27 protein-coding genes are annotated in these 24,095 nt (G+C 62.7%); 12 read left to right on the plus strand and 15 right to left on the minus strand.

Translation table 11 applies throughout. The annotated features are described in order from the left end of the window. Nucleotides 1-20: 20 nt before the first annotated feature. Together NKH42_RS15145 and NKH42_RS15150 are read left to right on the plus strand one after the other, a co-directional pair. The gene (locus tag NKH42_RS15145; protein WP_352508109.1) at nucleotides 21-1,061 is read left to right on the plus strand and encodes a CapA family protein; all 1,041 of its coding nucleotides are present in this window, start codon (nucleotides 21-23) and stop codon (nucleotides 1,059-1,061) included. Nucleotides 1,062-1,133: 72 nt separating this feature from the next. Further along, on the plus strand, nucleotides 1,134-2,105 hold the full coding sequence (locus NKH42_RS15150) for a hypothetical protein (RefSeq protein ID WP_352508108.1): 972 nt from the start codon (nucleotides 1,134-1,136) through the stop codon (nucleotides 2,103-2,105). 13 nt (nucleotides 2,106-2,118) lie between these two features. Here the strand turns inward: NKH42_RS15150 and NKH42_RS15155 are convergent, their stop codons facing one another. Next, nucleotides 2,119-2,613 (minus strand): YegJ family protein, encoded by a 495-nt coding sequence (locus NKH42_RS15155; RefSeq protein WP_254819220.1) that lies wholly within the window; start codon nucleotides 2,611-2,613, stop codon nucleotides 2,119-2,121. A 206-nt stretch (nucleotides 2,614-2,819) separates the two neighbouring features. Between NKH42_RS15155 and NKH42_RS15160 the strand changes: the two genes are divergently transcribed. After that, nucleotides 2,820-4,442, plus strand: a complete 1,623-nt coding sequence (locus NKH42_RS15160; RefSeq protein ID WP_352751899.1) for an FAD-binding oxidoreductase — start codon at nucleotides 2,820-2,822, stop codon at nucleotides 4,440-4,442. A gap of 8 nt (nucleotides 4,443-4,450) precedes the next feature. On the opposite strand, the gene NKH42_RS15165 is transcribed toward NKH42_RS15160, so the two are convergent. The 3 genes from NKH42_RS15165 to NKH42_RS15175 all read right to left on the minus strand — a co-directional run bounded on the left by NKH42_RS15165 (nucleotide 4,451) and on the right by NKH42_RS15175 (nucleotide 6,697). After that, a complete protein-coding gene (locus NKH42_RS15165) occupies nucleotides 4,451-4,966 on the minus strand; it encodes a hypothetical protein (RefSeq protein ID WP_352450478.1) in 516 nt (171 codons plus the stop codon). Nucleotides 4,967-5,125: 159 nt separating this feature from the next. After that, nucleotides 5,126-6,256: a hypothetical protein gene (locus tag NKH42_RS15170; RefSeq protein ID WP_352508106.1), complete on the minus strand. Its 1,131-nt coding sequence runs from the start codon at nucleotides 6,254-6,256 to the stop codon at nucleotides 5,126-5,128. Between the two features lie 6 nt (nucleotides 6,257-6,262). Then, on the minus strand, nucleotides 6,263-6,697 hold the full coding sequence (locus tag NKH42_RS15175) for a DUF4383 domain-containing protein (protein ID WP_023719157.1): 435 nt from the start codon (nucleotides 6,695-6,697) through the stop codon (nucleotides 6,263-6,265). A gap of 735 nt (nucleotides 6,698-7,432) precedes the next feature. Here NKH42_RS15175 and NKH42_RS15180 point away from each other — a divergent pair. Continuing rightward, entirely contained in the window at nucleotides 7,433-8,371 is a 939-nt protein-coding gene (locus NKH42_RS15180) for a diacylglycerol/lipid kinase family protein (protein ID WP_352506695.1), read from the plus strand. A 615-nt stretch (nucleotides 8,372-8,986) separates the two neighbouring features. Here the strand turns inward: NKH42_RS15180 and NKH42_RS15185 are convergent. The 4 genes from NKH42_RS15185 to NKH42_RS15200 form a co-directional block, all read right to left on the minus strand. Beyond that, nucleotides 8,987-10,198, minus strand: a complete 1,212-nt coding sequence (locus NKH42_RS15185; RefSeq protein ID WP_352506696.1) for a mandelate racemase/muconate lactonizing enzyme family protein — start codon at nucleotides 10,196-10,198, stop codon at nucleotides 8,987-8,989. After that, nucleotides 10,195-11,811 (minus strand): GMC family oxidoreductase, encoded by a 1,617-nt coding sequence (locus NKH42_RS15190; protein WP_352506697.1) that lies wholly within the window; start codon nucleotides 11,809-11,811, stop codon nucleotides 10,195-10,197. Before NKH42_RS15190 ends, NKH42_RS15185 begins: the two co-directional genes overlap by 4 nt. 507 nt (nucleotides 11,812-12,318) lie before the next feature. Then, entirely contained in the window at nucleotides 12,319-12,870 is a 552-nt protein-coding gene (locus tag NKH42_RS15195) for a GNAT family N-acetyltransferase (protein WP_352506698.1), read from the minus strand. A 127-nt stretch (nucleotides 12,871-12,997) separates the two neighbouring features. Next, entirely contained in the window at nucleotides 12,998-13,789 is a 792-nt protein-coding gene (locus tag NKH42_RS15200) for an alpha/beta fold hydrolase (protein ID WP_352506699.1), read from the minus strand. Between the two features lie 106 nt (nucleotides 13,790-13,895). Between NKH42_RS15200 and NKH42_RS15205 the strand changes: the two genes are divergently transcribed. The 5 genes from NKH42_RS15205 to NKH42_RS15225 all read left to right on the plus strand — a co-directional run bounded on the left by NKH42_RS15205 (nucleotide 13,896) and on the right by NKH42_RS15225 (nucleotide 17,131). Next, complete coding sequence (locus NKH42_RS15205) at nucleotides 13,896-14,822, plus strand: LysR family transcriptional regulator (protein ID WP_352506700.1); 927 nt, start codon at nucleotides 13,896-13,898, stop codon at nucleotides 14,820-14,822. A 281-nt stretch (nucleotides 14,823-15,103) separates the two neighbouring features. Then, nucleotides 15,104-15,670, plus strand: a complete 567-nt coding sequence (locus NKH42_RS15210) for an MBL fold metallo-hydrolase (protein WP_352974223.1) — start codon at nucleotides 15,104-15,106, stop codon at nucleotides 15,668-15,670. Beyond that, nucleotides 15,601-16,071, plus strand: coding sequence for an MBL fold metallo-hydrolase (locus tag NKH42_RS15215; protein ID WP_352974225.1), 471 nt, complete (start codon nucleotides 15,601-15,603; stop codon nucleotides 16,069-16,071). The genes NKH42_RS15210 and NKH42_RS15215 overlap by 70 nt, the downstream gene beginning before the upstream one ends. Before the next feature lie 200 nt (nucleotides 16,072-16,271). Then, nucleotides 16,272-16,667, plus strand: a complete 396-nt coding sequence (locus tag NKH42_RS15220) for an acyl-CoA thioesterase (RefSeq protein ID WP_352506702.1) — start codon at nucleotides 16,272-16,274, stop codon at nucleotides 16,665-16,667. Nucleotides 16,668-16,810: 143 nt separating this feature from the next. Further along, on the plus strand, nucleotides 16,811-17,131 hold the full coding sequence (locus NKH42_RS15225; RefSeq protein ID WP_023719143.1) for a hypothetical protein: 321 nt from the start codon (nucleotides 16,811-16,813) through the stop codon (nucleotides 17,129-17,131). A 50-nt stretch (nucleotides 17,132-17,181) separates the two neighbouring features. Here NKH42_RS15225 and NKH42_RS15230 read toward each other — a convergent pair whose 3' ends face one another. Beyond that, a complete protein-coding gene (locus tag NKH42_RS15230) occupies nucleotides 17,182-17,550 on the minus strand; it encodes a winged helix-turn-helix transcriptional regulator (RefSeq protein WP_352506704.1) in 369 nt (122 codons plus the stop codon). Between the two features lie 90 nt (nucleotides 17,551-17,640). Between NKH42_RS15230 and NKH42_RS15235 the strand changes: the two genes are divergently transcribed. Further along, on the plus strand, nucleotides 17,641-18,246 hold the full coding sequence (locus tag NKH42_RS15235) for an NADPH-dependent FMN reductase (protein ID WP_352506705.1): 606 nt from the start codon (nucleotides 17,641-17,643) through the stop codon (nucleotides 18,244-18,246). 72 nt (nucleotides 18,247-18,318) lie between these two features. Here the strand turns inward: NKH42_RS15235 and NKH42_RS15240 are convergent, their stop codons facing one another. Further along, nucleotides 18,319-18,711: a winged helix-turn-helix transcriptional regulator gene (locus NKH42_RS15240; RefSeq protein ID WP_352506706.1), complete on the minus strand. Its 393-nt coding sequence runs from the start codon at nucleotides 18,709-18,711 to the stop codon at nucleotides 18,319-18,321. 98 nt (nucleotides 18,712-18,809) lie between these two features. On the opposite strand from NKH42_RS15240, the gene NKH42_RS15245 reads away from it, so the two are divergent. After that, a complete protein-coding gene (locus NKH42_RS15245) occupies nucleotides 18,810-19,790 on the plus strand; it encodes a quinone oxidoreductase family protein (protein WP_352687835.1) in 981 nt (326 codons plus the stop codon). A 49-nt stretch (nucleotides 19,791-19,839) separates the two neighbouring features. Here the strand turns inward: NKH42_RS15245 and NKH42_RS15250 are convergent, their stop codons facing one another. The 5 genes from NKH42_RS15250 to NKH42_RS15270 form a co-directional block, all read right to left on the minus strand. Beyond that, nucleotides 19,840-20,517: an HAD family acid phosphatase gene (locus NKH42_RS15250; RefSeq protein ID WP_352506708.1), complete on the minus strand. Its 678-nt coding sequence runs from the start codon at nucleotides 20,515-20,517 to the stop codon at nucleotides 19,840-19,842. A gap of 280 nt (nucleotides 20,518-20,797) precedes the next feature. Next, nucleotides 20,798-21,232 (minus strand): FKBP-type peptidyl-prolyl cis-trans isomerase, encoded by a 435-nt coding sequence (locus NKH42_RS15255; protein WP_352506709.1) that lies wholly within the window; start codon nucleotides 21,230-21,232, stop codon nucleotides 20,798-20,800. 235 nt (nucleotides 21,233-21,467) lie between these two features. After that, nucleotides 21,468-22,232 carry an SDR family oxidoreductase gene (locus NKH42_RS15260; protein WP_352506710.1) on the minus strand — a complete coding sequence of 255 codons (765 nt, stop codon included), beginning with the start codon at nucleotides 22,230-22,232 and terminating at the stop codon, nucleotides 21,468-21,470. Next, nucleotides 22,229-22,714 carry a VOC family protein gene (locus tag NKH42_RS15265; RefSeq protein WP_254819234.1) on the minus strand — a complete coding sequence of 162 codons (486 nt, stop codon included), beginning with the start codon at nucleotides 22,712-22,714 and terminating at the stop codon, nucleotides 22,229-22,231. The genes NKH42_RS15260 and NKH42_RS15265 overlap by 4 nt, the downstream gene beginning before the upstream one ends. A gap of 73 nt (nucleotides 22,715-22,787) precedes the next feature. Next, complete coding sequence (locus NKH42_RS15270) at nucleotides 22,788-22,973, minus strand: DUF1127 domain-containing protein (protein ID WP_352506711.1); 186 nt, start codon at nucleotides 22,971-22,973, stop codon at nucleotides 22,788-22,790. 204 nt (nucleotides 22,974-23,177) lie between these two features. Here NKH42_RS15270 and NKH42_RS15275 point away from each other — a divergent pair, with 204 nt between their 5' ends. After that, nucleotides 23,178-24,071 carry a transcriptional regulator GcvA gene (locus tag NKH42_RS15275; protein WP_352506712.1) on the plus strand — a complete coding sequence of 298 codons (894 nt, stop codon included), beginning with the start codon at nucleotides 23,178-23,180 and terminating at the stop codon, nucleotides 24,069-24,071. Nucleotides 24,072-24,095: the final 24 nt, after the last annotated feature.

Consider the following 24,095-nt stretch of genomic DNA (forward strand, 5'->3'; position numbering starts at 1 on the left):
GCAAACCATTGGGCCGTCGCGTGTCGAATTATCCGCTTTCCTACAAACTGTCCTGGCTGCCACGCTTCCTCCGGCCTTCGCTCAATGGCGACGCGCGCGGCTTTGCTCCGGCGGACGCAGCCCTGCTCGACCCGCCGCCGGCGCGGACGGTGCGGCTGGCTTTCGTCGGCGATATCTCGGCGGTGGCCAATCGCAGCGCGCCGGACTGCGATCCGGCGATTGCGGCACTGCTTGCCTCGGCCGATCTCGTGGTCGGCAATTGCGAAAGCCCGGTGGTGGAACGGCCGAGCGCTGTTTTGGGTACGAGGTTTGGCACGCACCACGCGATGAACGAGCGGTTCCTTGCCGAGGCGCTGGCCGCTGCCGGCATTTCGCGCGAAAAACTGGTGCTGTCGCTGGCCAACAACCATGTGCTCGACCAGGGCATCGCCGGCTTCGACGAGACGGTCGCCGTGCTGGAGCAATTAGGCATCCGCACGATCGGCACTGCGGCTCCGGTCGAGCGGTTTGCGGTTGGTTCGCTGACCATAGGCCTTGCCGCCTTTACCTTGTGGCGCAATGCCGACGCGGCTCAGTTCGCGGGCCGTGTCTCGATGCAAGGCGATCCGGCGCAATGGCCGCGCGATGCCGCTTCGGGTGTCGACCTCCTCTGCGCGGTGCCGCATTGGGATTGGGAATTCCGGCATTTTCCACGTGCGAGGACGCGGGCACTGGCGCGGCTTCTGGCCGAACATGGCGTCTGCCTGATCGCCGGGCATCATGCCCATGTCGTGCAGCCGATCGAGCGGATCGGCAAGACGCTCGTCGCCTATGGACTCGGCGATTTCTTCGGCACCGCCTTCGCGCGCCAGCCTTGGCCTGGCCGCATCGGTGCCATTTTCGTCGTCGACATCAGCGCCGATCCCGGCACGCGCGGCGCCATTGCCGCCTACCGGCTGCATGCCTTCATGCGGCTGCGCGCCGGCGATCACGAGCGGCTGGTGCCGGTTGAAATGTTGAAGGGAAAATCAAGGCAAAGGGTTCTGGCCCGCCTCGATGCGATCTTCAGTGCCGGGCGCTGACGGCTGCGCTGACGCGGTCCACCAAACCGGCTATCATGCCCAGCGCGGGCAGGCTTGTGGCGGCGGTGGGTGATGGAAACTGCGGATTTCATGCCGAGCGAAGCGGTGATCGCCGGCCTCAGGAAGAACATCGAGGCCTATGAGGCCGAAAGAGCTTCGGCCCATCGCCGGACGCGCTGGCGGGTCCCACTGTTCATCGGGCTGGTGCTGGCGTTCGTGGTGTTTGTGGCCTGGCTCTTCAACGGGGTTGCCGACCCGAACGAGCAGTGGGTCTCGACCCCGCATGTGTTCCTCTATGTCGGCGGACTCCTGGCAGCGATCTTGCTCTATTTCCGGGCGATCAAGCCAGCGAGCAAATTGCAGCAGTCGTTTCGCAGCACGCTGTTGCCGATCATCTTCGGTTTCATCGAGGACATGCGGTATCGCCACAACGTCAAGCCGAATTCGTTCGACCGACTGCCGCGTGAGACGGTTGGTTCGTTCAACCGACAGTCTTTCGACGATGTTTTCTCCGGCCGCTATGAAGGGTTTCCATTCGAGCTGTACGAAGCAGATCTACGGGAAGGGACGGGCAAGAGCACGACGGCAGTGTTCAAGGGCGTGATCGTCGCCTTCGAGACGATCGTGCCGTTCCCCGGCACATTGGTGGCCGCGCGCCGGACCAACAAGGTCGTCGGCTTCCTCCGCGGCATCTTCGGCAGCAAGATGCAGGAATTGTCCAGCGGCGTGCCGGAGCTCGATGCCGCCTATGAGTTCCGCACCGACAATATCGAGGCGGCGCGGCCGCTGGTGACGGGCCGGCTGGCGCAGGCGCTGCAATGGCTCGGCGAGACCCGGCCGAACGATCCGGCACGCGTCGCGCTCAACGGCAGCGACGGCTTCCTCCTGCTGCCGCAGGAAAGGAATTTCTTCGAGCTCCCGGATATCTCCACGCGCCTGGACTACACCAAGCATGCCGCGCCGATGATCGCAGACATGGGGGCGATGCTGGCGACGGCGGCACTGGTGCGCAAAATCGGGGCGCGGGACGAGGAGGCGGGGTAGTCCGGCTGGGCGGTCAGCAATCGAAGCCGCGTTGGCTACGCATGTAGTCGACTTCTTCCTTCGGCATCGACTTGAACATCACACAGACGGTGAAACTGCCAACCTGGTGACCGTTTTTGGTATATCCCCAGTCGGAAATATCGTCTCGGTTGAATTCTACATACTGGCCAGCCACGACGTTGTGGACACTATGTGGCTCATTCGCCAATATCCCCACGAATCCGGTTTCGTTCCGCTGGAACGGGATGACCCAGAAGTGTTCGGTCACATGTCCGTCCTTGATCATCACCTTCAGTTTGAATGTGTCCGTTCCAGGTGGCGGTGTCTGGGATAATGCCAGGAATGCGTCCAGGGTGGCACGTGCCTGTGCAGTCGCCGCCGCCATATCCGGATCGTCAGGCGCGACTGCGACGACGCTGTCGTCGCCCTGACTGGAGTCGTGAGCCTCGGCGCATATCGGAGCAAGCTCTAGCATCAGGGACAGTATCGCGCGGGACACGAGCTTCATGGAATGGGCGCCCATACAATGGTCAGCATCATCATGGATCCGTTCGGATCTTCAATCATAGCGCGAAACATACCTTAATTGCAACCATAAGAAAATGCTCCTGATGCTGATGCCGCAACTGCCGCAACTGCCGCTAGTTCTGCTACGCACTCCGGCTCTGGTTTTTGCCGGAAACCCGCGCTATCCCTGAGGCAGCGAGGGGTGTCATGGTCGAGGAACGCAAGGGGTTTCGCCTGTCGCGGCGGCTGCTGCTGGGTGCGGCGGTGGTCGGCGGCGCGATGCTCTGGGGCGGGACGACCGTGGCGCGCCTGGCGCGCGGTCCGTCGGGGCAGAAGAATTCCGGGCGCATCGCCGACATTGACGGGATCGACCTGGCGCAGAAGCCGCTGGGGGGCCCGCCAGCCTACGATCCGGCGCTGCCATGGCTGACCAAGGGCGGCGACATCAACGATGCCAGCGGCTTGTCGATGACACCGGTCTACGGCGTTATCGAAGTCAGCGAGGAAGACCACATCGCGAGCGCGCTGGCCTTTGCCCGCGCCAATAGCCTGAAGGTCTCGGTCGCGGCGGTGCGCCATTCGATGGGCGGCCACGCCTTCGACGATAACGCGCTGGTCCTCGACATGCGCAAATTCAACAAGGTCAGTGTCGACCCGACGGCGAAGACGATCACCTTGCAGCCGGGCGCGCGCTGGCACGACATTCAGAACCTTTTGCACCCGCGCTTCGCGGTAAAGGCGATGCAGTCGACCGACATCTTTTCGGTCGGCGGCTCGCTGTCGGTCAACGCGCATGGCATGGACCACCAGGCCGGCTCGGTCGCCGACTCGATCCGATCGATGCGGGTGATGCTGGCCGACGGTTCGGTGACGACCTGCTCACCGGCCGAAAATACCGAGCTGTTCCGCCACGTCGTCGGCGGCTACGGCCTGTTCGGCGTGGTGCTGGAGGCGACACTCGACATCGTCGACAACGCCGTCTACCGGACCTCGCGCGAGATCATCAGATCGGACGATTTCCCGACGTTCTTCGCCGAGGTTCTGGAGCCAAACAGGGCGATCGGTCTGTTTTATGGGCATCTGTCGACTGCGCCGGGCAATTTCCTCGAGGATATGATCGTCTACCGCTATGACAAGGTGGCCGACCAGCCGCCGGCCGACCAGCCGGCAATCGGTGAACCGGGTTCGGTCGGGCTCAAGCGGGTGATCATCAACCTGGCGAAATGGGGCAGCCTGTTCCAGGAGCTGAAATGGTTCACCGAAAAGACGCTGGAGCCGCAATTCGAGAGCTGCACGGTGGCGCGGACGACGGCAATGGCCGAGGGCGAGGCCTGCCTCGTCACGCGCAACAATCCGATGCACGATTCAGTGCCCTATCTGTTCAACGATCTGCTCGATGAGACCGACATCCTGCACGAGTATTTCATCCCGCGGGCGGCCTATAACCCGTTCATCGCGGAAGCGCGCGAGATCCTGCGCAACCAGACCCTGCCGGTGCTCAACGCGTCGGTACGCATCGTCCACAAGGAGGATGTGGCGCTGAATTATGCGCCGGAGCCGGCCTATTCGCTGGTGCTCTACATCAATCAGCCGACAGACGCCGACGGCAATGCCAGGATGCGGGCGCTGACAAGGGCGCTGATCGACGTGACGATCAAGCATGGCGGGCGTTTTTTCCTGCCCTACCAGCTCCACTACACAGGCAAGGAACTGCTTGCCTCCTATCCGGAACTGCCGTCCTTCCTGGCGAAGAAGCTGCAATACGATCCGGGCGAGTTGTTTTCGTCGATTTTTTATCGCGCCGTCAAGGCATTGATCGGCACGGCCTGAAGCGGCGGCTACAGACCGTCAGGCAGCTTCGCCGCCAGCCAGTTCGCCGAACGCCTGGCGATGCCGATCGTTGCCGATGCGGCGCGGCCGAGATCGGTCTTGACCACGGCGTAGCCGGCCTTCGTGCGGTAGAGCACGGCGCGGCCGCCATCGACCGCCGCTTCATAGGCGACCGGCCGGACGGCTTCCGTTTCCGTCGCCGTTGCCTGCGTTCCGACCGCAGCACTGGGCCGATGGCTCAGTTCCGGTGGCAGCGGGTCTGTCGCGGCCGTACTGGCCGTCGTCAATTCAGGCTCGGAAGCGGTCGCAGCGAGTTGCGATGACGAAGACGAGTTCTGTGTCCGGCAGATGCCGGAGACCAGCGGATAGTCGAAATTGCGCTCGTGCAGCATCTGGCTTTTCATCGCCGCTTCGCATTCGGCGATGGTCGACCATTTGGCGGGCGTCTCGCCGATATATTCGCAAAGCCTGGCGTCGCAGTCGCAGCCGACGATGGTCATGGCGACAAGGGCGGTCTTGATCACGGTCTTGTGCCTCCGAGTTGCCTGCACATGTGCGCAAGACAACGTGTCTACGGCATCATCAATCGTTGCGGAACAAGGCGGGATTTGGCCGCGATTGTGGAATGAGCGTGGCGGAGCATCACGCAACGTTTTGCCGAGGCCGGCTGTGACCGAAAGGCCTCAGTAATCGTAGACATGCTCGAGCCTGGCGCCTGCCGTCATCAGCGCTGGCAGCACGATGTGCAGCTTGCGCACGGCGACGGTCAGGCCGGTGCGTCGCGTCGAAGGTTCCGCCGGAAGCGGGTAGCTGAACAAGGTGCGTGCATCTTCGGGAACCTTGATTTCGTCGTTGGAAAGCATGGTGACCATGATCTCGTCATTGCCGCCGATCTCGACGAAGGAGATGCCCTTGCCGATCAGGCGCGGAATCATGTCGGTGAACACCTGATAGCGCCTGGTGACGAAGACCGTGCCGTCGGCGCCGAGATCGCGCTCCAGCAAAGTGTCGGGCTCGTTGCGCGTCACCTCGCTGACCGGACCCTTGGCCCAGACGTGAATGTCGAGCAAGGCCGGATCGGTGGTGGCGGCGAGCGCCGACTTGATCAGATCGGCGTAGCCTTGCTTGATGGTGTCGGCGAAGCCGAAGGCGAGCTTGCGTTCGCTGGTACGGACAGCGCTGTCGTCCGCTGCCGGCTGGACGGCGAACAGGCCGGCACGCTTTTCGGCATAGGGAAACTGGTACCACGGCACCTGGTCGAGAAAACCGGCATACTCCGCCGCCACCTTGGCCTGGTAGATGTCGACGGCGGTGCGCTTGCCGGCTGTCGCTTCGGTGACGCGGCCGACCGTATTTTCATAGGCCCACTGGATGGCGTGCTCGATCGTGTGGCTGGTGCCGATGATCACCAGCATCTGGTGATTGTCGAGGTTGAACCTGTAGGCGGAGCTGGCGCGGATGACCATCGCATAGTCCTGCCAGAAGCGGCCGATATAGGAGAGATAGGGAAAACCGCTCGGCTGGTTCTTGTCGACGAAGCCGGCATATTCGCGGGCGGCGTAGACGATGGCCCATTCCGGATAAGTAAGAAAGGTCGATTCCTCCGGCCGCTGGTAGCCGGGGATTTCGGCACGGATCTTGTCGGCCAGCGCCTTCGGCGGGGCACCCTCAGCGACGCCCGGCAAAGGCGTTGTGTCCAGCGACGGCGTCGTGAGAAAGCCGTAGGCCAGCCCGGCGATCGGGATCAACACGACAATGACGACGAGCCAGAGGATCGCCTTGATGATGCGCTTCAGCCAGCGGAACAGGAACATGGCCGGTCAGGCCGTGGCGAAATGGTCGTACACACGTTTCGACAGCCAGAACCCGACATAGACGGCGAAGCCGCCGATGACGATGTGCGGCAGGTTGGCGAAGAAGCGGGCCGGGAATTCGATGTCGTTCAGGGAGCGGAAGCCGTTGATGAAAATGCCGCCATCGAGGCAGCCGGAACCAGTGACCAGGCCGAGCACGCCGTCGAACAGATAGACCGAGCCGAACAGCTTGAAATAGAACACCGCCTGGCGGTGCGAGATGAAGGCGGCCGCCAGCGCCCAGACGCCGGAGAAGGCGTGCAGCAAATCATCATACCATTGCAGCGAGAACAGGCCGAACAGATTGCCGCCGGCATCGTTGAAGGCCGGCACATAGCCGATGGCAACAACGCCGAAGAACAGGAAAGCATAGGCAACAGCAAGCTTCTGGATGAGCGTCATGAAATGTCCCCCTGCCGTCAGCCCTTTTAACCGGCCTCCCACGGCAAGTGGATAGTAGCTGATTTTGGCGCAGGGTGAAGCGTCGCCGGCAAAGTCGTCCGGCGGGGCCACAAGGACAGTCGGCGCCGGGATTTCTCCCAGCGCCTCCCTGTCAGATCAGGACACGGTCGCGGCAGCAACTCCCGAAAGGTGTCGCGCCATGCCGGCCTTGATTTTGACGGTCCTGCCAGTCGCCACCCGAGGGTAGCGTCCGTTCCGGACCACGCCGGTCTCCACTCTTGCGAGCTTTGCCCGGCGCGCCATCGAAGGTTTTTGCCGTCCTTCATGGCAGCATCGGTCCGCCGTCGGCGTTCGCACGCTTTCCGCGGCCCCGTAGGTCTCGGCTTCCATCCCTCCAACAGGCAAGCCTGTTCTCGTTCAGGGCCGTACGGGCCTCAGGAAATCCGCCGTTCCGCTGTGCCTTTCGGCGTGGCGATCGGTAGCCGCCTGAGATGGGTTTAATGTATGTCGGATAAGTGTTTGGCGGAACTGCCGCGTGCCTGTGGATAGCGGGATTATCGGGGACTGACCCTGCCAAAACAGGGACTTTCCGATCTCTGCCGCCGCCGGCCGGGATTTGCCGCCTCGAGGCCAAAACCGCATTGTCGGACATTCGATCTTGCCCCGCGGGCCGGCGGGGGCTTCAATGCCGGCAAATGATTGGAAGGCGTGTTCGATGGCCTTGGGGAGGCGGGCTTGAAGGTCGCGGTGGTTCTCAATCCGATCGCCGGCGGCGGCAGGCTCAAGCGGCATTGGCCCGAGGTTGCGGCGTCGCTGAAAAGACATTTCGGCGATTTCGAGCTGCGTGAAACGCAGGCCGAGGGCGATGCCGAACGGCTGGCGCTCGACCTTGCCGCCATCGGCTTCGAGTTGGTGATCGCGGCCGGCGGCGACGGCACCGCCAGCGAGGTCGCCGACGGGCTGCTGAAAGCTTTCCGAGAAAGCGGCCGGACGGCCGAGCTTGGGCTGCTGCCGTGCGGCGCCGGCATCGACTTCGCGCGCGGGCTCGGCCTGTCGAACAATGTCGACCTGACACTGAAGCGGATTGCCGAGGCCAAAGGGCGCAAGGTCGATGCCGGGTGCATCAGCTATGTCGACGACCACGGCGCGCTGGCCAGCCGCCATTTCATCAACATCGCCAGCCTCGGGCTCTCCGGCGTCACCGACCGTGCCGTCAACGCCGACAAGCGCAAGGGCAAGGTTTCGGCCAAGGCGTTGTTCTATTGGCGCACGGTCTGGGAGTTCCTCCGCTACCGCTTCCAGGACGTTGCGATCACCATCGACGACGGTGCCCCGGTCGAGGCGCGCATGGCACTGGTGGCGGTGGCCAACGGCAAATTCTTCGGCGGCGGCATGATGATCGCGCCCGATGCCGAGCTTAACGACGGCGAGTTTGACATCGTCATTCTGCGCGCCGCCGGCAAGCTGAAGCTGATCTGGGACATCCGCCTGCTCTATGGCGGGCGGCACCGCAACCATCCGGCGATCACCATCCTGCGCGGCAAGAAAGTGGTTGTCGAGCCGCTCGGCGATGTGCAAAAGAACGCCGCGCTGATCGACATAGACGGCGAATCGCCGGGTCGCATACCGGCGACCTTCGAGATCCTACCCGGCGCCTTGACGCTGAGATATTGAATCAAGGCATTGAGGGGTTGATTCAAGTTCTTTCGGCGGTGATTCCAGCGATCCGGCCAATGTGCTGAAATCGCGTGACAATTGCCTGATGTCAGGCCTCGAGCTTGGCCGGGAAACCAGGCGCGCGAAGATCGGTTCCGATCGCATCTTCCAGAAGCCTGACGATCATGGTCGACCAATTCCTTGAAACAGTGATTTTGGCAGGTGGCGGCCCATCGGCAGCGAACGTCGGTCGTTCCTGTCGGTGGTAAATCGCAAACCCTGGAGATTGGCCGAATCCCCCCCAACTTCGTCATCCCAGGGCGAAGCAGGAGCGAAGCTCCGTCGCGGAGACCCTGGGATCCATGCCGTAACCTTGATCAAAGAGTGCAGCGGAGCAGAATTTTGCACCGCAGCAGCGCTCTGAAGTCGCGGCATGGATCCCGGGGTCTGCGCCGCGTCGCTTCGCTCCTTGCTCCGCCCCAGGATGACGAAGCGATGGGCGTTTGCGCTAATCACCAAGGCATGCGGTTCCGTCAACGCAAGCGACCCGTCAAATCCTCTGTGCCGAGGAACCAGGCGCCGGGCCGCGGTCGTAGACGGTGACGGCAAAGCCGTTGCGGATCAGGCTGGCGCTCACGGCATCAGCGGTGTCTGCATCATCTGCAAATGCAGGTCCTTGCCGGTCCAGGGATGCGCTTCGCAAACGGCTTCATCGAGTTCGACGCCGAGGCCGGGCTCCTTCGACGGGATGACATTGCCGTCCTGCCATTCGATCTTCTTCTTGAGCAGCTTCTCGTGAAATCCGCCCCACTGCTTCAGCGATTCCAGAATGAGGAAGTTGGGCAGCGTCACCGCGAGCTGGATGTTGGCGGCGCCGACGATCGGCCCGCAATAGCAGTGCGGCGCGATCTGGATGTGATAGGCTTCGGCCATGGCGGCGATCTTCTTGGTTTCGAGAATGCCGCCGGAGCGGCCAAGGTCCGGCTGCAGAATGGTCGCCGCGCGGTTCTCGATCACACGCGCGAATTCGAACTTGGTCGTCAGCCGCTCGCCGGTGGCTATCGGGATCGAGGTCGCACGGGCGACCTGCGCCATCACCTCGGGCATGTCGGGCGGCACCGGCTCCTCGAACCACAGCGGGTCATAAGGCTCGATGGCGCGGGCCATGCGCAGCGCCCCCGAAGCTGTGAACTGGCCGTGCGTGCCGAACAGGATATCGGCGCGGGTGCCGACCGCCTCGCGGATCGCCTTGACCATCCGGGCGGAGAGGTCGATGTCGACGAGGCGCGGCTGGTGGCCGTCGAAGGCGGTGTAGGGGCCGGCCGGGTCGAGCTTGACCGCGTTAAAACCCTGCTCGACATATTCGAGCGCGCAGGCGGCGGCCAGATCGGGGTCGTTGTAGACGTTCTTGCCGCGGGCGTCCTCGGAGTGGACGCTGCCGCTGTGCGGGTAGAGGTAGGTATAGGAACGCAGCGTTTCGTGCACCTGGCCACCAAGCAGCTTGTAGACCGGCTTGCCGGCCTCCTTGCCGATGATGTCCCAGCAGGCGATTTCGAGCGCCGAGAAACAGCCCATGCCCGACACGTCGGGGCGCTGGGTGAAGCCTGACGAATAGGCGCGGCGGAAGAAGTTTTCGACGTCGTGCGGATCGCGGCCGACGAGATAGCGCTCTGCCATGTCCTCGACCATTTTTGCGGTGACATGGGCCGAGAAGGTAGCGTTGTAAGCTTCGCCATAGCCGACGATGCCGCCATCGGTGGTGAGCTTGACGAAGATGAAATACTTGCCGCCGATGCCGGGCGGCGGATTGCCGACCACCCAGGTCTTGACGTCGGTGATTTTCATTTCTGATCCTCCAGAACCAGTTCGGCGCCCTTCCATCCGGTCATGATCGCGGCGGCGTTGGTGTTGCCGGTTATGTTGTCGGGAAAGATCGAGGCATCGATGACGCGCAACGCCTGGATGCCGTGTACCTTGAGGCGCGGATCGACGACGGCGTGCGCCGCGTCCGGCCCCATGCGGCAGGTCGAGACCGGGTGATAGACGGTGCCCGAGCGCTTCCTGAAATCCTGAATGAGATCCGCGTCGGAGGTGATCGAGGGACCGGGCAAAACCTCTTCCTCGATGATCTCGGCCATCGCCGGCATCGAGGCGATCTTCCTGACGAATTTCACCGCCGCCAGCATTTCAGCGACGTCCGCCTCGGTCGAAAAGGCATTGGCGACGATTTTGGGATAATCGCGCGGATTGGCGGAGCGGATCATGATTTCGCCGCGGCTCGATGGACGGCAATTGGACAGCCCGATGGAAAAGCCCGGCCATGGATCGGGCGTAAGGATCGGGCGTTCGCCGCTCTTCGGAATGACGGTCGAAAACGCCTGGAAATAGAGCTGCATGTTGGGCCGTGCCGCGGCCGGATCGGTGCGAAAGAAGCCGCCGGCATTGTTCATCGACAGCGACAGCGGGCCCGACCGCAAAAACACGTATTGCATGCCGACCAGCAGCTTGCCCCACCACGGGCGCAGGATCTGGTTGAGCGTCGGCAGCCTGCCCTTGAACGTGTAGTTGATGCCGACATGGTCCTGCAGGTTTGCCCCGACATTCTCGTTGGCGTGAACGACGGGAATGCCGAGCGCGCCAAGAAGCGCCGACGGGCCGATGCCTGAAAGCTGTAGCAATTGGGGCGAATTGACCGAGCCGCCCGACAGGATGATCTCGCGGCCGGCGCGGGCGGTTTTCGTCGCGCCATTCTGGAGATACTCGACACCGACGGCACGCTTGCTTTCGAACAGGATCTTTGTCGCCAGCGCGTTGATCTCGACGCGGACATTTTTGCGCTTCATCGCCGGGCGCAGGAAGGCGCGCGCCGCCGACATGCGGCGGCCGTTCCTGGTGGTGATCTGGTAGACGCCGACGCCTTCCTGCGAGGCGCCGTTGAAATCCGGGTTGAGCGGCAGGCCGGCCTGGTTGGCGGCGGCGAGATAGCGCTTGGTGAGCGGATGGACGGAGGTCGAGCAGTCGGTGACATGCAGCGGCCCGCCGACGCCGCGCCATTGGTCGGCGCCCGCCTGGTTATCCTCCAGTGCCTTGAACGCAGGCAGCAGGTCATCGAAGCCCCAGCCGGGATTGCCGGCATCCCGCCAGGCATCGAAATCCTCGCGCGCGCCCCTGATCCAGACCATGGCGTTGATCGAACTCGAGCCGCCGAGCAGCTTGCCGCGCGGCCAGTGGTCGACATTGCCGGCGAGGCCGGGGTCCGGCTCGGCCTTGTAGTTCCAGTTGACCGCCGGGTCGAAGAAGGTCTTGCCGTATCCGAGCGGCATCTGCACGTAGAAGCGGCGGTCGCTGCCGCCGGCTTCCAGCACCAGCACCGAGAAGCGGCCGGAAGCCGACAGTCTCTCGGCCAGGACCGAGCCGGCCGAACCGGAGCCGACGATGATGAAATCATAGGTCTGCATGGTGGATTGGGCGGCTCCGGAATTCGGCCTCTAACCTAGACTCGCGCGCGGCGCGGCGTCGCCGGGTCTTCCGGCATCTGATGTGAAAAAAGCGACTGGCGCGATGCTCGGAGTTTTCATCCAGCGGTGATTAGCCGTCCAGTCTTCGTTTGGTCAATTCGACTTGATAGACGCTTCGCGGATGTCGATTGCGTCGCCATATGTTGAGAGATGTAACCAGCGCCAAATACCCGAATATTGCAAGCAGGCCCCACAAAATTCCAAGCACATTGATCGAGACAAAAATAACCACAAATCCAACTGCAGCCACGGTGTAATATAAGACCGAGGCCCAGACATACTTATCCATTTGAGAGCTACTCATCTATCAGTCCTGGTTAGACGATTCGGTTCATCCGTTGTCGAGAATCTGCGGCCGATCGGCGATCTGACACTCAGGACGCTGGCCATGCCTTCGCTGTGCTTTGTCGACAAGCCGTCCAACCATTACAGGCGATGATCGGCAATCTACCTGAAATCATAGCGCACGATCGGGCGGGCCGGCGTCCTGCGAGCGACGACCCTGAACCCGGCGCGCGCGAAGGTGGAGGCATATCCGCTGCCGGAAGCACTCGGCGATACGTCCGCGTCGAAAGGATAGGCTTCGAGCGCAGGAGCATTTGCGCGCCTCGCGAGTTCCAGTGCCTCTGCTATCAGCTGGAATGTTACGCCCCGCCTGCGGTATCGTTTTCGCACGTACAGGCAGGACAAGGACCAGACCGGCGCATCATCCACACGCTTGAGCTGCCACAGCCGATCGAGCCAGGGCAGGGCATCTCGCGGCGTCACCCGGCACCAGCCGACAGCCGTATCGCCGTCGAAGGCGAGGATGCCTGGAGGCGGACCATGCTGGACGGCTTGCCGGAACGCTGCCTTGTTTTCCTCGCCGGGTCTCTTTCGGTAAGAACGACCGATCCGCCCATACATACACCAACAGCGACTGCAGACGGCGCTGTCACCGAACAGGTCCTCGAGCGCCGGCCACAGATCGGGCGTTAATGGGCGAAAGCCAAGTTCCATGTCAGCCGTCATCCGCTATTGATATTGCCCAGTCTAGCCTGCACTGCGCGCTAGCGCATCATAGGTTGCGGTCCATGCGGGGATGTTCAAACCGGGGTTTCACTCAGCGTCCCTGTCGTGCTCCATCTCAGCGCAGAAAACCAAGCACGGCCTCCATGAACTCGGTGGGGTACTCGACATTCGACAAGTGGACCGCGGGCAGGACAACCAGTTTCGCGCCGGGCACCGTCGCCGCGATCAACTCGCTATGGCTGGCGGCTGTCACAGTGTCGTGCCGGCCGGCGATCACCAACGTTGGCCTGGAAATCAGCGCTGCGGTTCGGCGAAGGTCCGCATCGCGAACCGCCGCGAACAGACCAGCCAAGCCTTGCCGGTCGATAGCCAGCAGCATGGCGCGAAATTCCTCGATGACGGGCTCGTTGGCCGCCAGCATACGCGCAGGGAACCAGTTGCCCAGGAACATCTCGGCGGTTTCCGCCATGTCCGGCGCCTGCAGCACGGCGGCAATCCGCTCGTCAAACTGCTTTGCCGGTCCGAGGTAGGACGAGGTGTTGCTCAGGATCAAGCGTTCGATCCGCTCGGGCGCGTGGATGCCGAGCCGCTGCCCGACGAAGCCGCCCAACGACAGACCGAGGAAGTGTACGCGTTCAATGGCCAAGGCATCGAGCAGCTCGATCACGTCGCGGCCAAGCCGGTCGAGCGAATAAGCACCGGCCGGAACGCTTGACCCTCCGTGGCCGCGAAAATCATAACGCAGAACACGGAAATGCTTCGACAGCTCGTTGACCTGCATGTCCCACATCCGCAGTGTGGTGGCGATGGAATTCGACAGCATCAGCACGGGGTTCCCGGCGTCGCCGTCGATGCGGTAGGCGATGCGTGTGCCATCGCCGACGGTCACGAAATCCAGCTCATTCATGGTGAATACACCTTCCTTCTTGGAGCGTTGAATGTGGCAAAGCCTAGTTGCGGCGCGCTTTTGATGATATTACAAAGATAGGACTATCTCTGTAATAGAAGCTGACATGGCCGAATTCACCCTGCACGACCTGCAATGCTTCGATGCCGTGGTCCGCTGCGGCGGCTTTCAGCCTGCGGCGGCCATGCTGCATCGCTCGCACCCGGCGGTGTTCGCAGCCGTTGCAAAGCTGGAGCGGCAACTCGACCTCGTTCTCTTGGATCGCAGCGGCTATCGCGTGCGCCCCACCGAGGCAGGGCTGTCGTTCCATCGCAGGGCACAATCGCTGCTGCGCGAGCTCGAGGGCTTGCGGCTTCATGCTGCTCAGCTGTCAATGGGCGAAGAAAGCGAGATCCATGTGGTGATCGGCGACCTGTGCCCGCGCCCGCAGGCACTGGGCATGCTCGGACGGTTCTTCGCCCAGTGTCCGGGCACACGCCTGCACCTGCATTTCGAGGCGGTGGGCGGCCCGTGGGAGCGCCTCTTCGATGACGAAGCCGATTTGATCCTGCACTGGATCGACAAGAGCGATCCGCGGGTGGAATGGATCGATCTGTGCAAGGTGCCATTCGTTCCCGTAGTGGCGTCGGGCTTTCTACCGGAGCGCATCAAGCACCCCATCACGCCGGATCAGATGCACGCGTTCACCCAATGTGTCATGCGCGACACGGCCCGCCATTCACCGCAACAAGACTACTTCATGATCGAGGGTGCGCCTCAATGCATGGTGGCCGACCAGGGGATGAAGAAGGAAATCATCCTGCAGGGCCTCGCGTGGGGCCACATGCCCCGCTTCCTGATCGAGGATGAGCTGCGCGACGGACGCCTGCAATCCGTTGCCGGCCGTCATCTGCCAGGCCGCACCGAGGAGTTGGTGGTGGCGCGCCGCCGCGACCGGCCGCACGGGCCGATCTCGAACCGGCTGTGGGATCATATCGAGCAAGAGGCGCCGACGTTGCGCCGAGCGCTCGAACCCCGGCAACCTGTCCAGTAGGCGGCCAAGCCGGGGCTCAGCGAGGCCGTTCGGAGGGCCAAACCAGCGGCCTTACCCACTTAAGTTCACTGCTGCATAATCTGCAGCAGTGAACTGCATCCCATCGCTATTCCCGCAGTTTGTGAGGCGCATTATTGATGTCGCAAGGAGTTGGCCATGAACCGCGCCGACCCCGCCCGAAGGTTTTCCACTTTCCGTGGGTAGTCCAACGGTCGGCATCCGCCCTGCCAGCGACGACGTAGCCTGGGACTAGCTTCATCTGCAATTCGAAGGACAAGACCATGAATATCGACCGTCGAACCTTCGGCCTCGGCACCTTTAGTGCCGGCGCCCTGCTGCTTTCCCCGATCAGCCTCTTTGCGGGCAACGCTGCGCCTATCGCCGCGTCTCCGGCTTCGCTTGCGACCGCCCACAGGTTCATGCTCGGCGACCTCGAGATCACTGCACTGAGCGACGGCTACCTCAATCTCGGCCTCGAACTCTTCCCTTCCGCAGATCCGGCTGCCGCCGAAGCGCTGCTGGCAAAGGCATTCTTGCCAAAACCACTCCCGACCTCGGTCAATGCTTACCTTGTCACCAAAGGCGACAGACGGGTGCTGATCGATACCGGCACGGCATCGGCGATGGGGCCCATACTGGGACATATACCTGAGGCGCTCGCCGCCGCCGGCATCAGGCCGGAAGAAATCGACACGGTAATCATCACCCACCTCCATCCCGACCATGCCAACGGCCTTGTCGGTATTGGAGGCAAGGCCGCCTTCCGGCAGCGGAGGTCGTGGTTGCCGCGCCGGAATTCGCTTTCTGGCACGATGACGGGATCCGGTCCAAGGCGCCCGACCAGATGAAACCGTACTTCGAAATAGCGCGCAAATCGCTGGTGCCTTACCATGGCAAGGTCCGGAAGATCGAAGGCGAAGTCGAGATCGCGCCCGGGATCAGGGCGTTGCCTGCGCCTGGACACACGCCGGGGCATCTCGCGCTTCGAATTGGCTCTGGTGACGCCAACCTGCTGCTCTTCACTGACGTAATCCACGCCTCCGCGCTGCAATTTGCGCATCCGGAATGGGCAATCGCCTTCGACGTGGACCAGGAGGCCGCAATCGCCACACGCAAGAAGGTGCTCGACATGGTGTCGGCGGATGGCCTGCTCGTCGCAGGCATGCACCTGCCCTTTCCAGGCATCGGTCATGTTATTCGCGAGGGCAACGCCTACGCCTACGTCCCAACGCCCTGGCCCGCTTTGTGAAGCACGCCTATTGGTAAGCTTTCTTACCTCGGCCATGGAATGCAATCCTGCTGGTGCGCTCGTCTAGCTCCGCACAGCATCTGTTCAACACCGTCGACCGATAGCCGAACCTCAGGCCGCGACCTGTTCAGTGGCGCGTTGACCAGTCCGTGCCATGACGATACGGGATCGGGACAATCGGCTTCGAGAGGATTGGCCAAATGGTGCATTACGCGGACGGGCGGCCGATCAGCGATCTGACGCTCAGGACGCTGGCCATGCCTTCCGACGCCAATGCGGCAGGCGACATTTTTGGCGGCTGGGTGATGGCACAGATGGATCTCGCCTGCGGCATCCGCGCCGCCGAGCGCGCCAAGGGCCGCGTGGTGACGGCGGCGGTGAAGGAAATGTCCTTCGCCAAGCCGATGAAGATCGGCGACACGCTGTGCATCTATACGCATGTCGAACGCGTCGGCCGCACCTCGATGACGCTCAAGGTCGAGGCCTGGGCGCAGCGCTATCTCTCCGACCTGATGGAGAAGGTCACCCATGCCGACTTCGTCATGGTGGCGCTGGACGGCGAAGGCAAGCCGAAGGCGGTTCCGGCCGAAGGCTGACCCGGCCTGATTCCAGAAGACGGATTTAAATAGCCGTCTCTCCCGCGCGGGGGATGCGGACAGCAATCCCGCGTGGTCTTTGGCTAACGGGTTCCCGCATGCGCGCCTGCAGCGCGACCGATGGGATCTTGGGAGGAAAGACAATGCGTCAACACATGCTGAACGCTGCCCTGGCGGGTGCCTTTGCAGCCTTGCTCTGCCTGTCGTCCGCAAGCGCTTTTGCCGAGGTCAAAAAAGGCGATCCAGGCGCCACCTGCACGTCGGAAAACCGCACCATCAACGGGCAGGCGGCCAAGTGCGAGATCTGCTCGGCGACGAAATGCGACACCAGCGGCACGACGGTGAGCAATTGCCGCAAGGAGACGACCACGACCTGCACGATTGGCGGCAAGGTGGTCAGTCCCAACCCGAAATGGAACCGGATCGAGAAGCTGCCGAAGAGCAAGATGCAATTACAGCAGTAGGGCTCGTCCGGAGCATCCGCGACAGGTTCAAACCCTTACAGCGCAAGGGTTCAGCTGTGCATGGCGTCGAATTTTTCTCGCGCGGCCTTGACGCGCTCGGTGTTCTTGCGTGCCCATTCGCCGAGCGCATCGACCGGCACCAGCAGCTCGTAGCCAAGGTCAGTCAATTCGTAGTCGACCCGCGGCGGGATGGTCGGGAACACGGTGCGGGTGACGAAGCCGTCGCGCTCGAGCCCGCGCAAGGTGGTGGTCAGCATCTTTTGCGAAATGCCGCCGACCGCGCTGCGCAGCTCGTTGAAACGCAGCGGCCCGTTGCCGAGTTTGCCAACGACGAGCACAGTCCATTTGTCACCGACGCGCTGCAGGATTTCCGAGACGGCGCGGCAGTCCTCGGTGCGGTACGGGTGCCTTGGTAACAAAAAAGTGCCTCCTTGCACATTGAGCGGCCGGTTACTCATATAGCTCAGGTATCTAAACGATACCAGTATTGCTGTAAGGAGAGCCCCCCTATGTCAAAACCCAAAATCGCCATCGTCATTGGTTCGACCCGCGCCGCGCGCTTTGCCGACGTGCCGGCCCAATGGATTGCCAGGATCGCCAAGTCGCATGCCGATATCGACGTCGAAGTCGTCGACCTGCGCGATTTCCCGCTGCCGTTCTTCGATGAGGTCGCATCCTCCGCCTGGGCGCCGTCGCAGAACGAAGTGGCGCAGCGCTGGCAAAAGAAGGTCGCCGGATTGGACGGTTTCATCTTCACCGCCGCCGAATACAATCATGGCCCGACGGCCGTGCTGAAGAACGCCATCGACTACGCCGCCAACGAGTGGAACAAGAAGCCGGCCGGCTTCGTCGGGTATGGCAGCGTCGGTGGCGCGCGCGCCGTCGAGCAGCTGAGGCTGCATGCGGTCGAGTTGCAGATGGCGCCGGTGAAGTCCGCCGTACACATCTCCTGGGTTGATTTCCTTGCGGTCAAGCAAGGTGACAAGAAGCTCGACGAGTTCGAGCACCTCAACCAGGCGGCAACCGCGCTGGTCAACGACATTGCATGGTGGGCCAGGGTGCTGAACACGGCGCGTCAGGCCGATGCCGTCGCCGAGGAAGTCAAGGCGGCCTGAGCAGGTTCGAACAGTCCTCCCAAGGATTAATTCTCCCAAGCATTGGGGCGGCGCATGCGCCGCCCTTTTTGTTCACACCGCATGGGCGTCCCGCGCTTGCCGTGGCCTGATGATGCAATCGGCAAGACGGTCCATCTCATTCAGCTCGTCGGCGTGATGCTGGCCCCACTGGCAAAGTGCCAGCAGGATCGGCTCGAGGCTGAGGCCGAGCCGCGTCGCCGAATACTCGACGCGCGAGGGGATCTCGGCAAAGATCTCGCGGCGGACGAGGCCGTGCTCTTCCATTTCGCGAAGCTGCTGGATCAGCACTTTCTGGGTAATGCCGGGCATCAGCGCCTGCAGCGCCGACAGCCGCCGGGGCCTGTCGAAGAGATGGTACAGGATGACGGCCTTCCAGCGGCCCGAAATCACTTTCAGCGCGCGCTCCGCCGGCAGCATCGGCAGCCTCTTGATCAGCTTGGCCATGGTCACCTCCCGGTCAGCAGCGGACAAATCGGTGTGTAGTCGAAGCCAGGCAGATAGTGGCAAACAGTGGCCGATGCCAATAACGATCGGTGCCTGGGATGAGAGCTATTCAACTGAACCGTTTCGGCGAGGCCGACGTTCTCGAGATAGTCTCGGTGCCGAAGCCTGAGCCGCAAGCCGGCGAGGTCCTGGTCCGCGTTCATGCGGCCGGGGTGAATTTCTTCGAAGTGCTGATGCGCGCGGATCGCTATGCGGTAACGCCGCAACTGCCGATGATCCTTGGTGTCGAAGCCGCCGGGATCGTGGAGGCGCTTGGGCATAGGGTGGAGGCTTCCTTGCTCGGCATGCGCGTCGCTGCGCCGTTGTTCGCCTCGAGCCAGCCGTTTGGCGGCTGTGCCGAGTATGTGACGATCGACGCAAGCCTGGCCGTGCCGCTGCCGGATGCGCTCTCGTTCGAAGACGCGACGGCATTGATGGTGCAAGGGCTGACGGCGCTGCATCTATCGCGGCAAAGCCGGCCGGCCGGCAAATCGGTGCTGGTCGCCGCTGCCGCGGGTGGCGTCGGTTCGTTGCTCGTCCAGCTTGCCAAGCGCGCCGGCGCGAGCCGTGTCATCGCGGCAGCCGGCAGCAAGGCCAAGCTCGACCTTGCTTTGTCGCTGGGAGCCGATGCCGCCGTCGACTACAGCAACACGGATTGGCCGGAGCACGTCCGGGCAGCGACAGGTGGCGCTGGCGTCGACACCATCTACGACATCGTCGGCGGCCCGCTTACGGCGGCCGCGCTCGAGGCCCTTGCGCCTTGCGGAGAGCTGGTGTTTGCCGCCCTTGGCAGATACGCGCTCGGCGCCCCGGAGATGGAGGCGATGATCGGCCGCAACCAGTCGCTGAGGGGTTTTGCCCTGCTTCCGTTGCTGTCTACGGACGGGCTCCGTGACGGCCTTTTGGAACTTTTCGATCTGGCCGCTGGTGGTCAGCTTGTGGTGACCAAAGGTGGCCGCTTCCCACTCGACCAGGCCAGCCACGCACACCGCCTGCTGGAGGAGCGCGGCGCAACCGGCAAGGTCGTCTTGATACCTTAGCAGGTGGTCGGCAAGGAGCCGAGGATCCGGGCTTGTGCCGTACAGGCCGTCAGCGAACCCGGTAGAACGGATTAGGCAGCAGGAACAGCTTCTCGGCATGCCCCCCGAACAGGTCGGATGGCTGGTCACCGACATTGGCAATTATCGTGTAGCCGGCCTTTTCGATTTCGGCCCTTATGGGTGCCTTGAAATCTGCTGCGGAGCCGTATTTGGCCCCAGGCTGGACCATGTAAAGGTGCTCATAGCCGGCATAGCCGGCCGACTGCAGGTTCTGTTCGGTTGCCTGACGTTGGTCCTCCGGACGTCCGGTGATGAAGAACACCGCGACTTTCGCCGTTCGCGCCTGCCGGAAAACCTCCAGCACAGGGTCGATAGCCGGATCCTTCGCAAGCTGATCCCAGGCGGCCCAGCCACAGGGGCCGTCGATTGCGATGTCGCAGGCGCCGCCGATCGGGCGGCCGAAATTGTCACGTGTGATCACTTCCCAGTTGGCCAACGCCGTCTCGTCGATGTCGAGCACCAGTGCGGGGCGAGGCACCTCCATTGCGCGCTTGACGACCCAGTCGCCTGCCTGCTTCGCCACAGCGGCAAGGTCGCGATCATAGTCGCCGGAATCATGATAATTGGCAGCCGCCAGCATCGCATCGCCGACATTGGCTGGCTGGGACGGGCTTGTGAGAAGGAGCGAGTCGGAACGCGCCGGCCCAGGAACATTTGTGCCGATCATCAGCACGATTGCCCCGACACGCGCAATTCTATTCCAACCAATCGCCCGCATCACGAGACTTTGCAGTCACGAGAAGTCGGCTGTCAAGCGAGGTCTTCCACAGGTCCTCGAGACTGCGACGCTGAATTGGACATTCCAGATGCCGAATGTCTCTATGGGTTGCTGCACGCTACACGATTTCCGCCGTCGCGGTCTTTGCCCCCGACAGGTGACGCACCGCCGGAACCGCCGGTCGAAATGCGTCACCCGAAAAATCATGCCGTTACGCGCTTTGCCGTGCCTACGCCGCCTGAACGATCTCGACCAGTTCAACGTCGAACACCAGATCCCGTCCCGCCAAAGGATGATTGCCGTCGAGCTTGACGCTGGTGTCGTCCACGCCGACGACTGTTACCGGCATCGGGCGCCCCTCTGCGGTTCTGACCTGCAATCGAGTGCCGATATCGACGTTGATGTTGTCTGGCACGCGGGCGCGGTCGACGGTCATCACCGCTTCGGGGCGGTGGGGGCCATAGGCGGCGTCGGCGGGAATGGTGACGGTGCTTTTCGCGCCCACCTCCATACCCTCGACATGGGTTTCGAGACCGGCGATCACTTGTCCTTCACCCAACGTGAATTGCAGCGGTTCGTTGCCGGAAGAATCGAACTGAGTGCCGTCAGCCAGGCGGCCATTGTAATTGATGCGCACGGTGTCGCCATTCTTGGCCTGTGTCATGATAGCCATCCTTTGAAAGTTTCGAGGGGCCGGCCAGAGCTCACAGTCCCGTCCTCGATCATCCACGCACTCGGGTGCGCGGCGCGAAACGCTAAAACTAGGGACCTGGCTGCCGATGTAAACCCCGATTGGGCTACGCCGGCATGATCCGCCAGCGTTCGTCGCCTTCGGCAGGAGTGCGCCGGACTAGCGGGTCATGCCGACTCAACCCATTCAGGCGGCGTGCAAATGGCGGCTAGATCAGGTTATGGCCGCCATCGATGCGGATTGTCTCGCCGGTCGTGAACTCGCTTTCCATGAGGTAGACATAGGCGGCGGCGACGTCCGCAGCGGTCGGAATTTTTCTCGACGGCAACCGGGCAGCCATGTCGGCAAAGAAGCTGGATTTGGCTTCTCCAACAATGTCCCACATCGGTGTGTCGACCCATCCGGGAGACACGACATTGACGCGCGTCGGGGCCAGTTCGAGCGCCAGGGCGCGGGCGAAGTAGCTGAATGAGCCGGCAATCGCTGAGACGACCGAGCCTCCCGGCACTGGCGGCTTGTCCTTGTTGATGCCCGAGGTGAAGGTCATGGAGCCACCGGCCTTCAGGGTGCGCACAGCGTGCTTGGAGAGCATGACGGCCCCAATCAGCTTGTTGTCGACGAAGCCTCGCACAGCCTCCATGTCGGTACTGCCGATCGGATCGCCGGGCGGCAGTGTTCCGGCGGTCGATACCAGGTGGTCGAAGGGACCGATCTCCTCGAACAGGCGAGCGACGTCCGCTTCGTCGGTCATATCGGCAACCAAGCTGGTCACGTGCCCCGTATTGAGCGTCCGTTCGGCCGCCTGCAGTTTCGCGGGCGACCGGCTGACGATCACGACCTTCGCTCCGCAATTGAGAGCAGCTTCCGCGACGCCGAGACCGATGCCGGAGCTGCCGCCGATGACGATGACTTTCCTGTCCACGAGCGATGTCATGGGAGGTCTCCATTCGTTTGCGATTTCGGTGAGGGTCAAGCTTTGCCGTCGTAGGCGGCTTCGAGGTCGGCGATGATGATCTTGCGCATCCCGTACATCGCCTGCCGGACGCGGTTGGCCTTTTCGCGGTCCGGGTCGGCGCTGAGCCGCGGCAGGATTTCCGGGATGACCTGCCAGTAGACGCCGAACTTGTCGGTGAGCCAGCCGCAGGGTTGTTCCCTGCCGCCGCCGGCGGTGAGCGCCTCATAGTAGTAGTCTGTCTCGGCCTGGTCCCTGGTCTCGATGTAGAGTGAGAGCCGCTCGTTGAAAGGCGGCTGCGGCCCGGCATTGAGCGCTGTAAGGTGCAGACCCTCGAGCTCGAAATCGAAGGTGGCATGCGGGACCGTCTTGTTGGTTCCGGACACCCAGTCGGTGTATTCGAGCGTCTGGAGCGCTTTGCTGTTCTTGAAGACCGAGAGGTAGAAATCGCGGGCCTCCTTGGCGTCGGTGTTGAACCAGAGGAATGGGTGGATGGTGGCCATGTCCGTTCTCCGTTAATTCCTTGCGGCAGCGATTTTTGGCGAAGAGCCTGTCCGCTGTTGCTTTCATTCAGGCTTAGCGGTAGTCCGACGGCCGATAGACCGAGCCGTCCCAGTCGCGGGCAAACCCGAGGTCTTCGAGCCGGCGGGTCGAGAAGCGTGCAATCTGCCGCTCGGTCCGGCGCCGGCTGCTCGAGGCGAGGATGCGGCCGGCCATGCCGGTCAGGACGTCGACGATGGGTTCAACTCGTTTGGCGTTCATGGTGCTCTCCCAGAGTGGCGGCAGTTTTGGTTTCAGCAGTTGCCCCGCGACTTTCGTCAGCGAGAGTATAAGTCACATCAAATCGCCTTTTGCAGCGGCGGTGAATGACTGAATACGCGAGCAAACATGCCGTCTTCCGGCCTGGACGACAAACGACTTATCGGCGACAATGTGTGAGCATCGCTCACATATAGGTATCGATCCATGCCCCGGAAGCTGCCTCCCCTCACCACCTTGCCGAGCTTCGAAGCGGCGGCGCGCCTGTTGAGTTTCTCCAAGGCGGCAGAGGAACTTCATGTCACCCACGGTGCGATCAGCCGGGCGATCAAGAACCTTGAGGATCAGCTCGGTGTGCAGTTGTTCGAGCGCGGTACGCGTTCGGTGAGCCTGACCGCCGTCGGCGAGCCCTATGCGCGGGCGGTGCGCGAGGTGCTCGACCAGTTGGCCGCCGCCACTGCTGCGGCAACGGCCCGCTATTCGAGCTCGACACTGAACGTCAGCACCTCCGATGGCTTCGCGGGGAGATGGCTGGTGCCACGCCTCTACCGCTTTCACCGTGCGCATGGCGACATCGATGTACGGGTTTCGACGAGCGGGAAGCTGACCAACTTCCTCGGCGACGGCATCGATGTCGCCGTCCGTTATGGCAGCGGAAACTATCCGGGGCTCACGTCGGAGTTCCTCACCGGCGAGGAGGTGTTTCCAGTGTGCAGCCCAAAGCTTCTTGAGGGTGCGCATCCGCTGCGCACGCCTCAGGACCTCAGACACCACACGCTGATCCGTGACAGCTTTCCGATCGACTGGGCGACCTGGCTGGCGAGCGCCGGGGTCGAGGGCGTGGACCCGCAGAGCGGGATTACCTTCGACTCTGCCACCTTTGCCATGGAGTCGGCTGCACAAGGCGAGGGGGTGGTGCTGGGTCGGACCATGCTCGTTGCGGCCGACCTCGCCGCCGGGCGGCTTGTCCGCCCCTTCGGCCACGCCCTGAAATCCCCTTCCAGCTTCTATCTCGTCTACCCGCCGGAGGCGATCCGTCAGCGCAAGGTCAAGGCTTTCAGGGATTGGCTGCTTTCAGAAGTCACGCCGCAAATGGACTGACAGGAAGGCCGAGAGAACAGGATC

The sequence above is a fragment of the Mesorhizobium sp. M1142 genome (assembly GCF_040318565.1).
GTDB lineage: Bacteria > Pseudomonadota > Alphaproteobacteria > Rhizobiales > Rhizobiaceae > Mesorhizobium.

What these genes read in the sequence shown, in the direction of transcription:
- NKH42_RS15150 (WP_352508108.1), top strand. Translation starts at nt 1,134, where the DNA reads ATGGAAACTGCGGATTTCATGCCGAGCGAAGCGGTGATCGCCGGCCTC.
- NKH42_RS15155 (WP_254819220.1), bottom strand. Translation starts at nt 2,613, where the DNA reads ATGAAGCTCGTGTCCCGCGCGATACTGTCCCTGATGCTAGAGCTTGCT.
- NKH42_RS15160 (WP_352751899.1), top strand. Translation starts at nt 2,820, where the DNA reads ATGGTCGAGGAACGCAAGGGGTTTCGCCTGTCGCGGCGGCTGCTGCTG.
- NKH42_RS15170 (WP_352508106.1), bottom strand. Translation starts at nt 6,256, where the DNA reads ATGTTCCTGTTCCGCTGGCTGAAGCGCATCATCAAGGCGATCCTCTGG.
- NKH42_RS15175 (WP_023719157.1), bottom strand. Translation starts at nt 6,697, where the DNA reads ATGACGCTCATCCAGAAGCTTGCTGTTGCCTATGCTTTCCTGTTCTTC.
- NKH42_RS15185 (WP_352506696.1), bottom strand. Translation starts at nt 10,198, where the DNA reads ATGAAAATCACCGACGTCAAGACCTGGGTGGTCGGCAATCCGCCGCCC.
- NKH42_RS15190 (WP_352506697.1), bottom strand. Translation starts at nt 11,811, where the DNA reads ATGCAGACCTATGATTTCATCATCGTCGGCTCCGGTTCGGCCGGCTCG.
- NKH42_RS15195 (WP_352506698.1), bottom strand. Translation starts at nt 12,870, where the DNA reads ATGGAACTTGGCTTTCGCCCATTAACGCCCGATCTGTGGCCGGCGCTC.
- NKH42_RS15200 (WP_352506699.1), bottom strand. Translation starts at nt 13,789, where the DNA reads ATGAATGAGCTGGATTTCGTGACCGTCGGCGATGGCACACGCATCGCC.
- NKH42_RS15205 (WP_352506700.1), top strand. Translation starts at nt 13,896, where the DNA reads ATGGCCGAATTCACCCTGCACGACCTGCAATGCTTCGATGCCGTGGTC.
- NKH42_RS15210 (WP_352974223.1), top strand. Translation starts at nt 15,104, where the DNA reads ATGAATATCGACCGTCGAACCTTCGGCCTCGGCACCTTTAGTGCCGGC.
- NKH42_RS15220 (WP_352506702.1), top strand. Translation starts at nt 16,272, where the DNA reads ATGGTGCATTACGCGGACGGGCGGCCGATCAGCGATCTGACGCTCAGG.
- NKH42_RS15225 (WP_023719143.1), top strand. Translation starts at nt 16,811, where the DNA reads ATGCGTCAACACATGCTGAACGCTGCCCTGGCGGGTGCCTTTGCAGCC.
- NKH42_RS15235 (WP_352506705.1), top strand. Translation starts at nt 17,641, where the DNA reads ATGTCAAAACCCAAAATCGCCATCGTCATTGGTTCGACCCGCGCCGCG.
- NKH42_RS15240 (WP_352506706.1), bottom strand. Translation starts at nt 18,711, where the DNA reads ATGGCCAAGCTGATCAAGAGGCTGCCGATGCTGCCGGCGGAGCGCGCG.
- NKH42_RS15245 (WP_352687835.1), top strand. Translation starts at nt 18,810, where the DNA reads ATGAGAGCTATTCAACTGAACCGTTTCGGCGAGGCCGACGTTCTCGAG.
- NKH42_RS15250 (WP_352506708.1), bottom strand. Translation starts at nt 20,517, where the DNA reads ATGATCGGCACAAATGTTCCTGGGCCGGCGCGTTCCGACTCGCTCCTT.
- NKH42_RS15255 (WP_352506709.1), bottom strand. Translation starts at nt 21,232, where the DNA reads ATGACACAGGCCAAGAATGGCGACACCGTGCGCATCAATTACAATGGC.
- NKH42_RS15265 (WP_254819234.1), bottom strand. Translation starts at nt 22,714, where the DNA reads ATGGCCACCATCCACCCATTCCTCTGGTTCAACACCGACGCCAAGGAG.
- NKH42_RS15270 (WP_352506711.1), bottom strand. Translation starts at nt 22,973, where the DNA reads ATGAACGCCAAACGAGTTGAACCCATCGTCGACGTCCTGACCGGCATG.
- NKH42_RS15275 (WP_352506712.1), top strand. Translation starts at nt 23,178, where the DNA reads ATGCCCCGGAAGCTGCCTCCCCTCACCACCTTGCCGAGCTTCGAAGCG.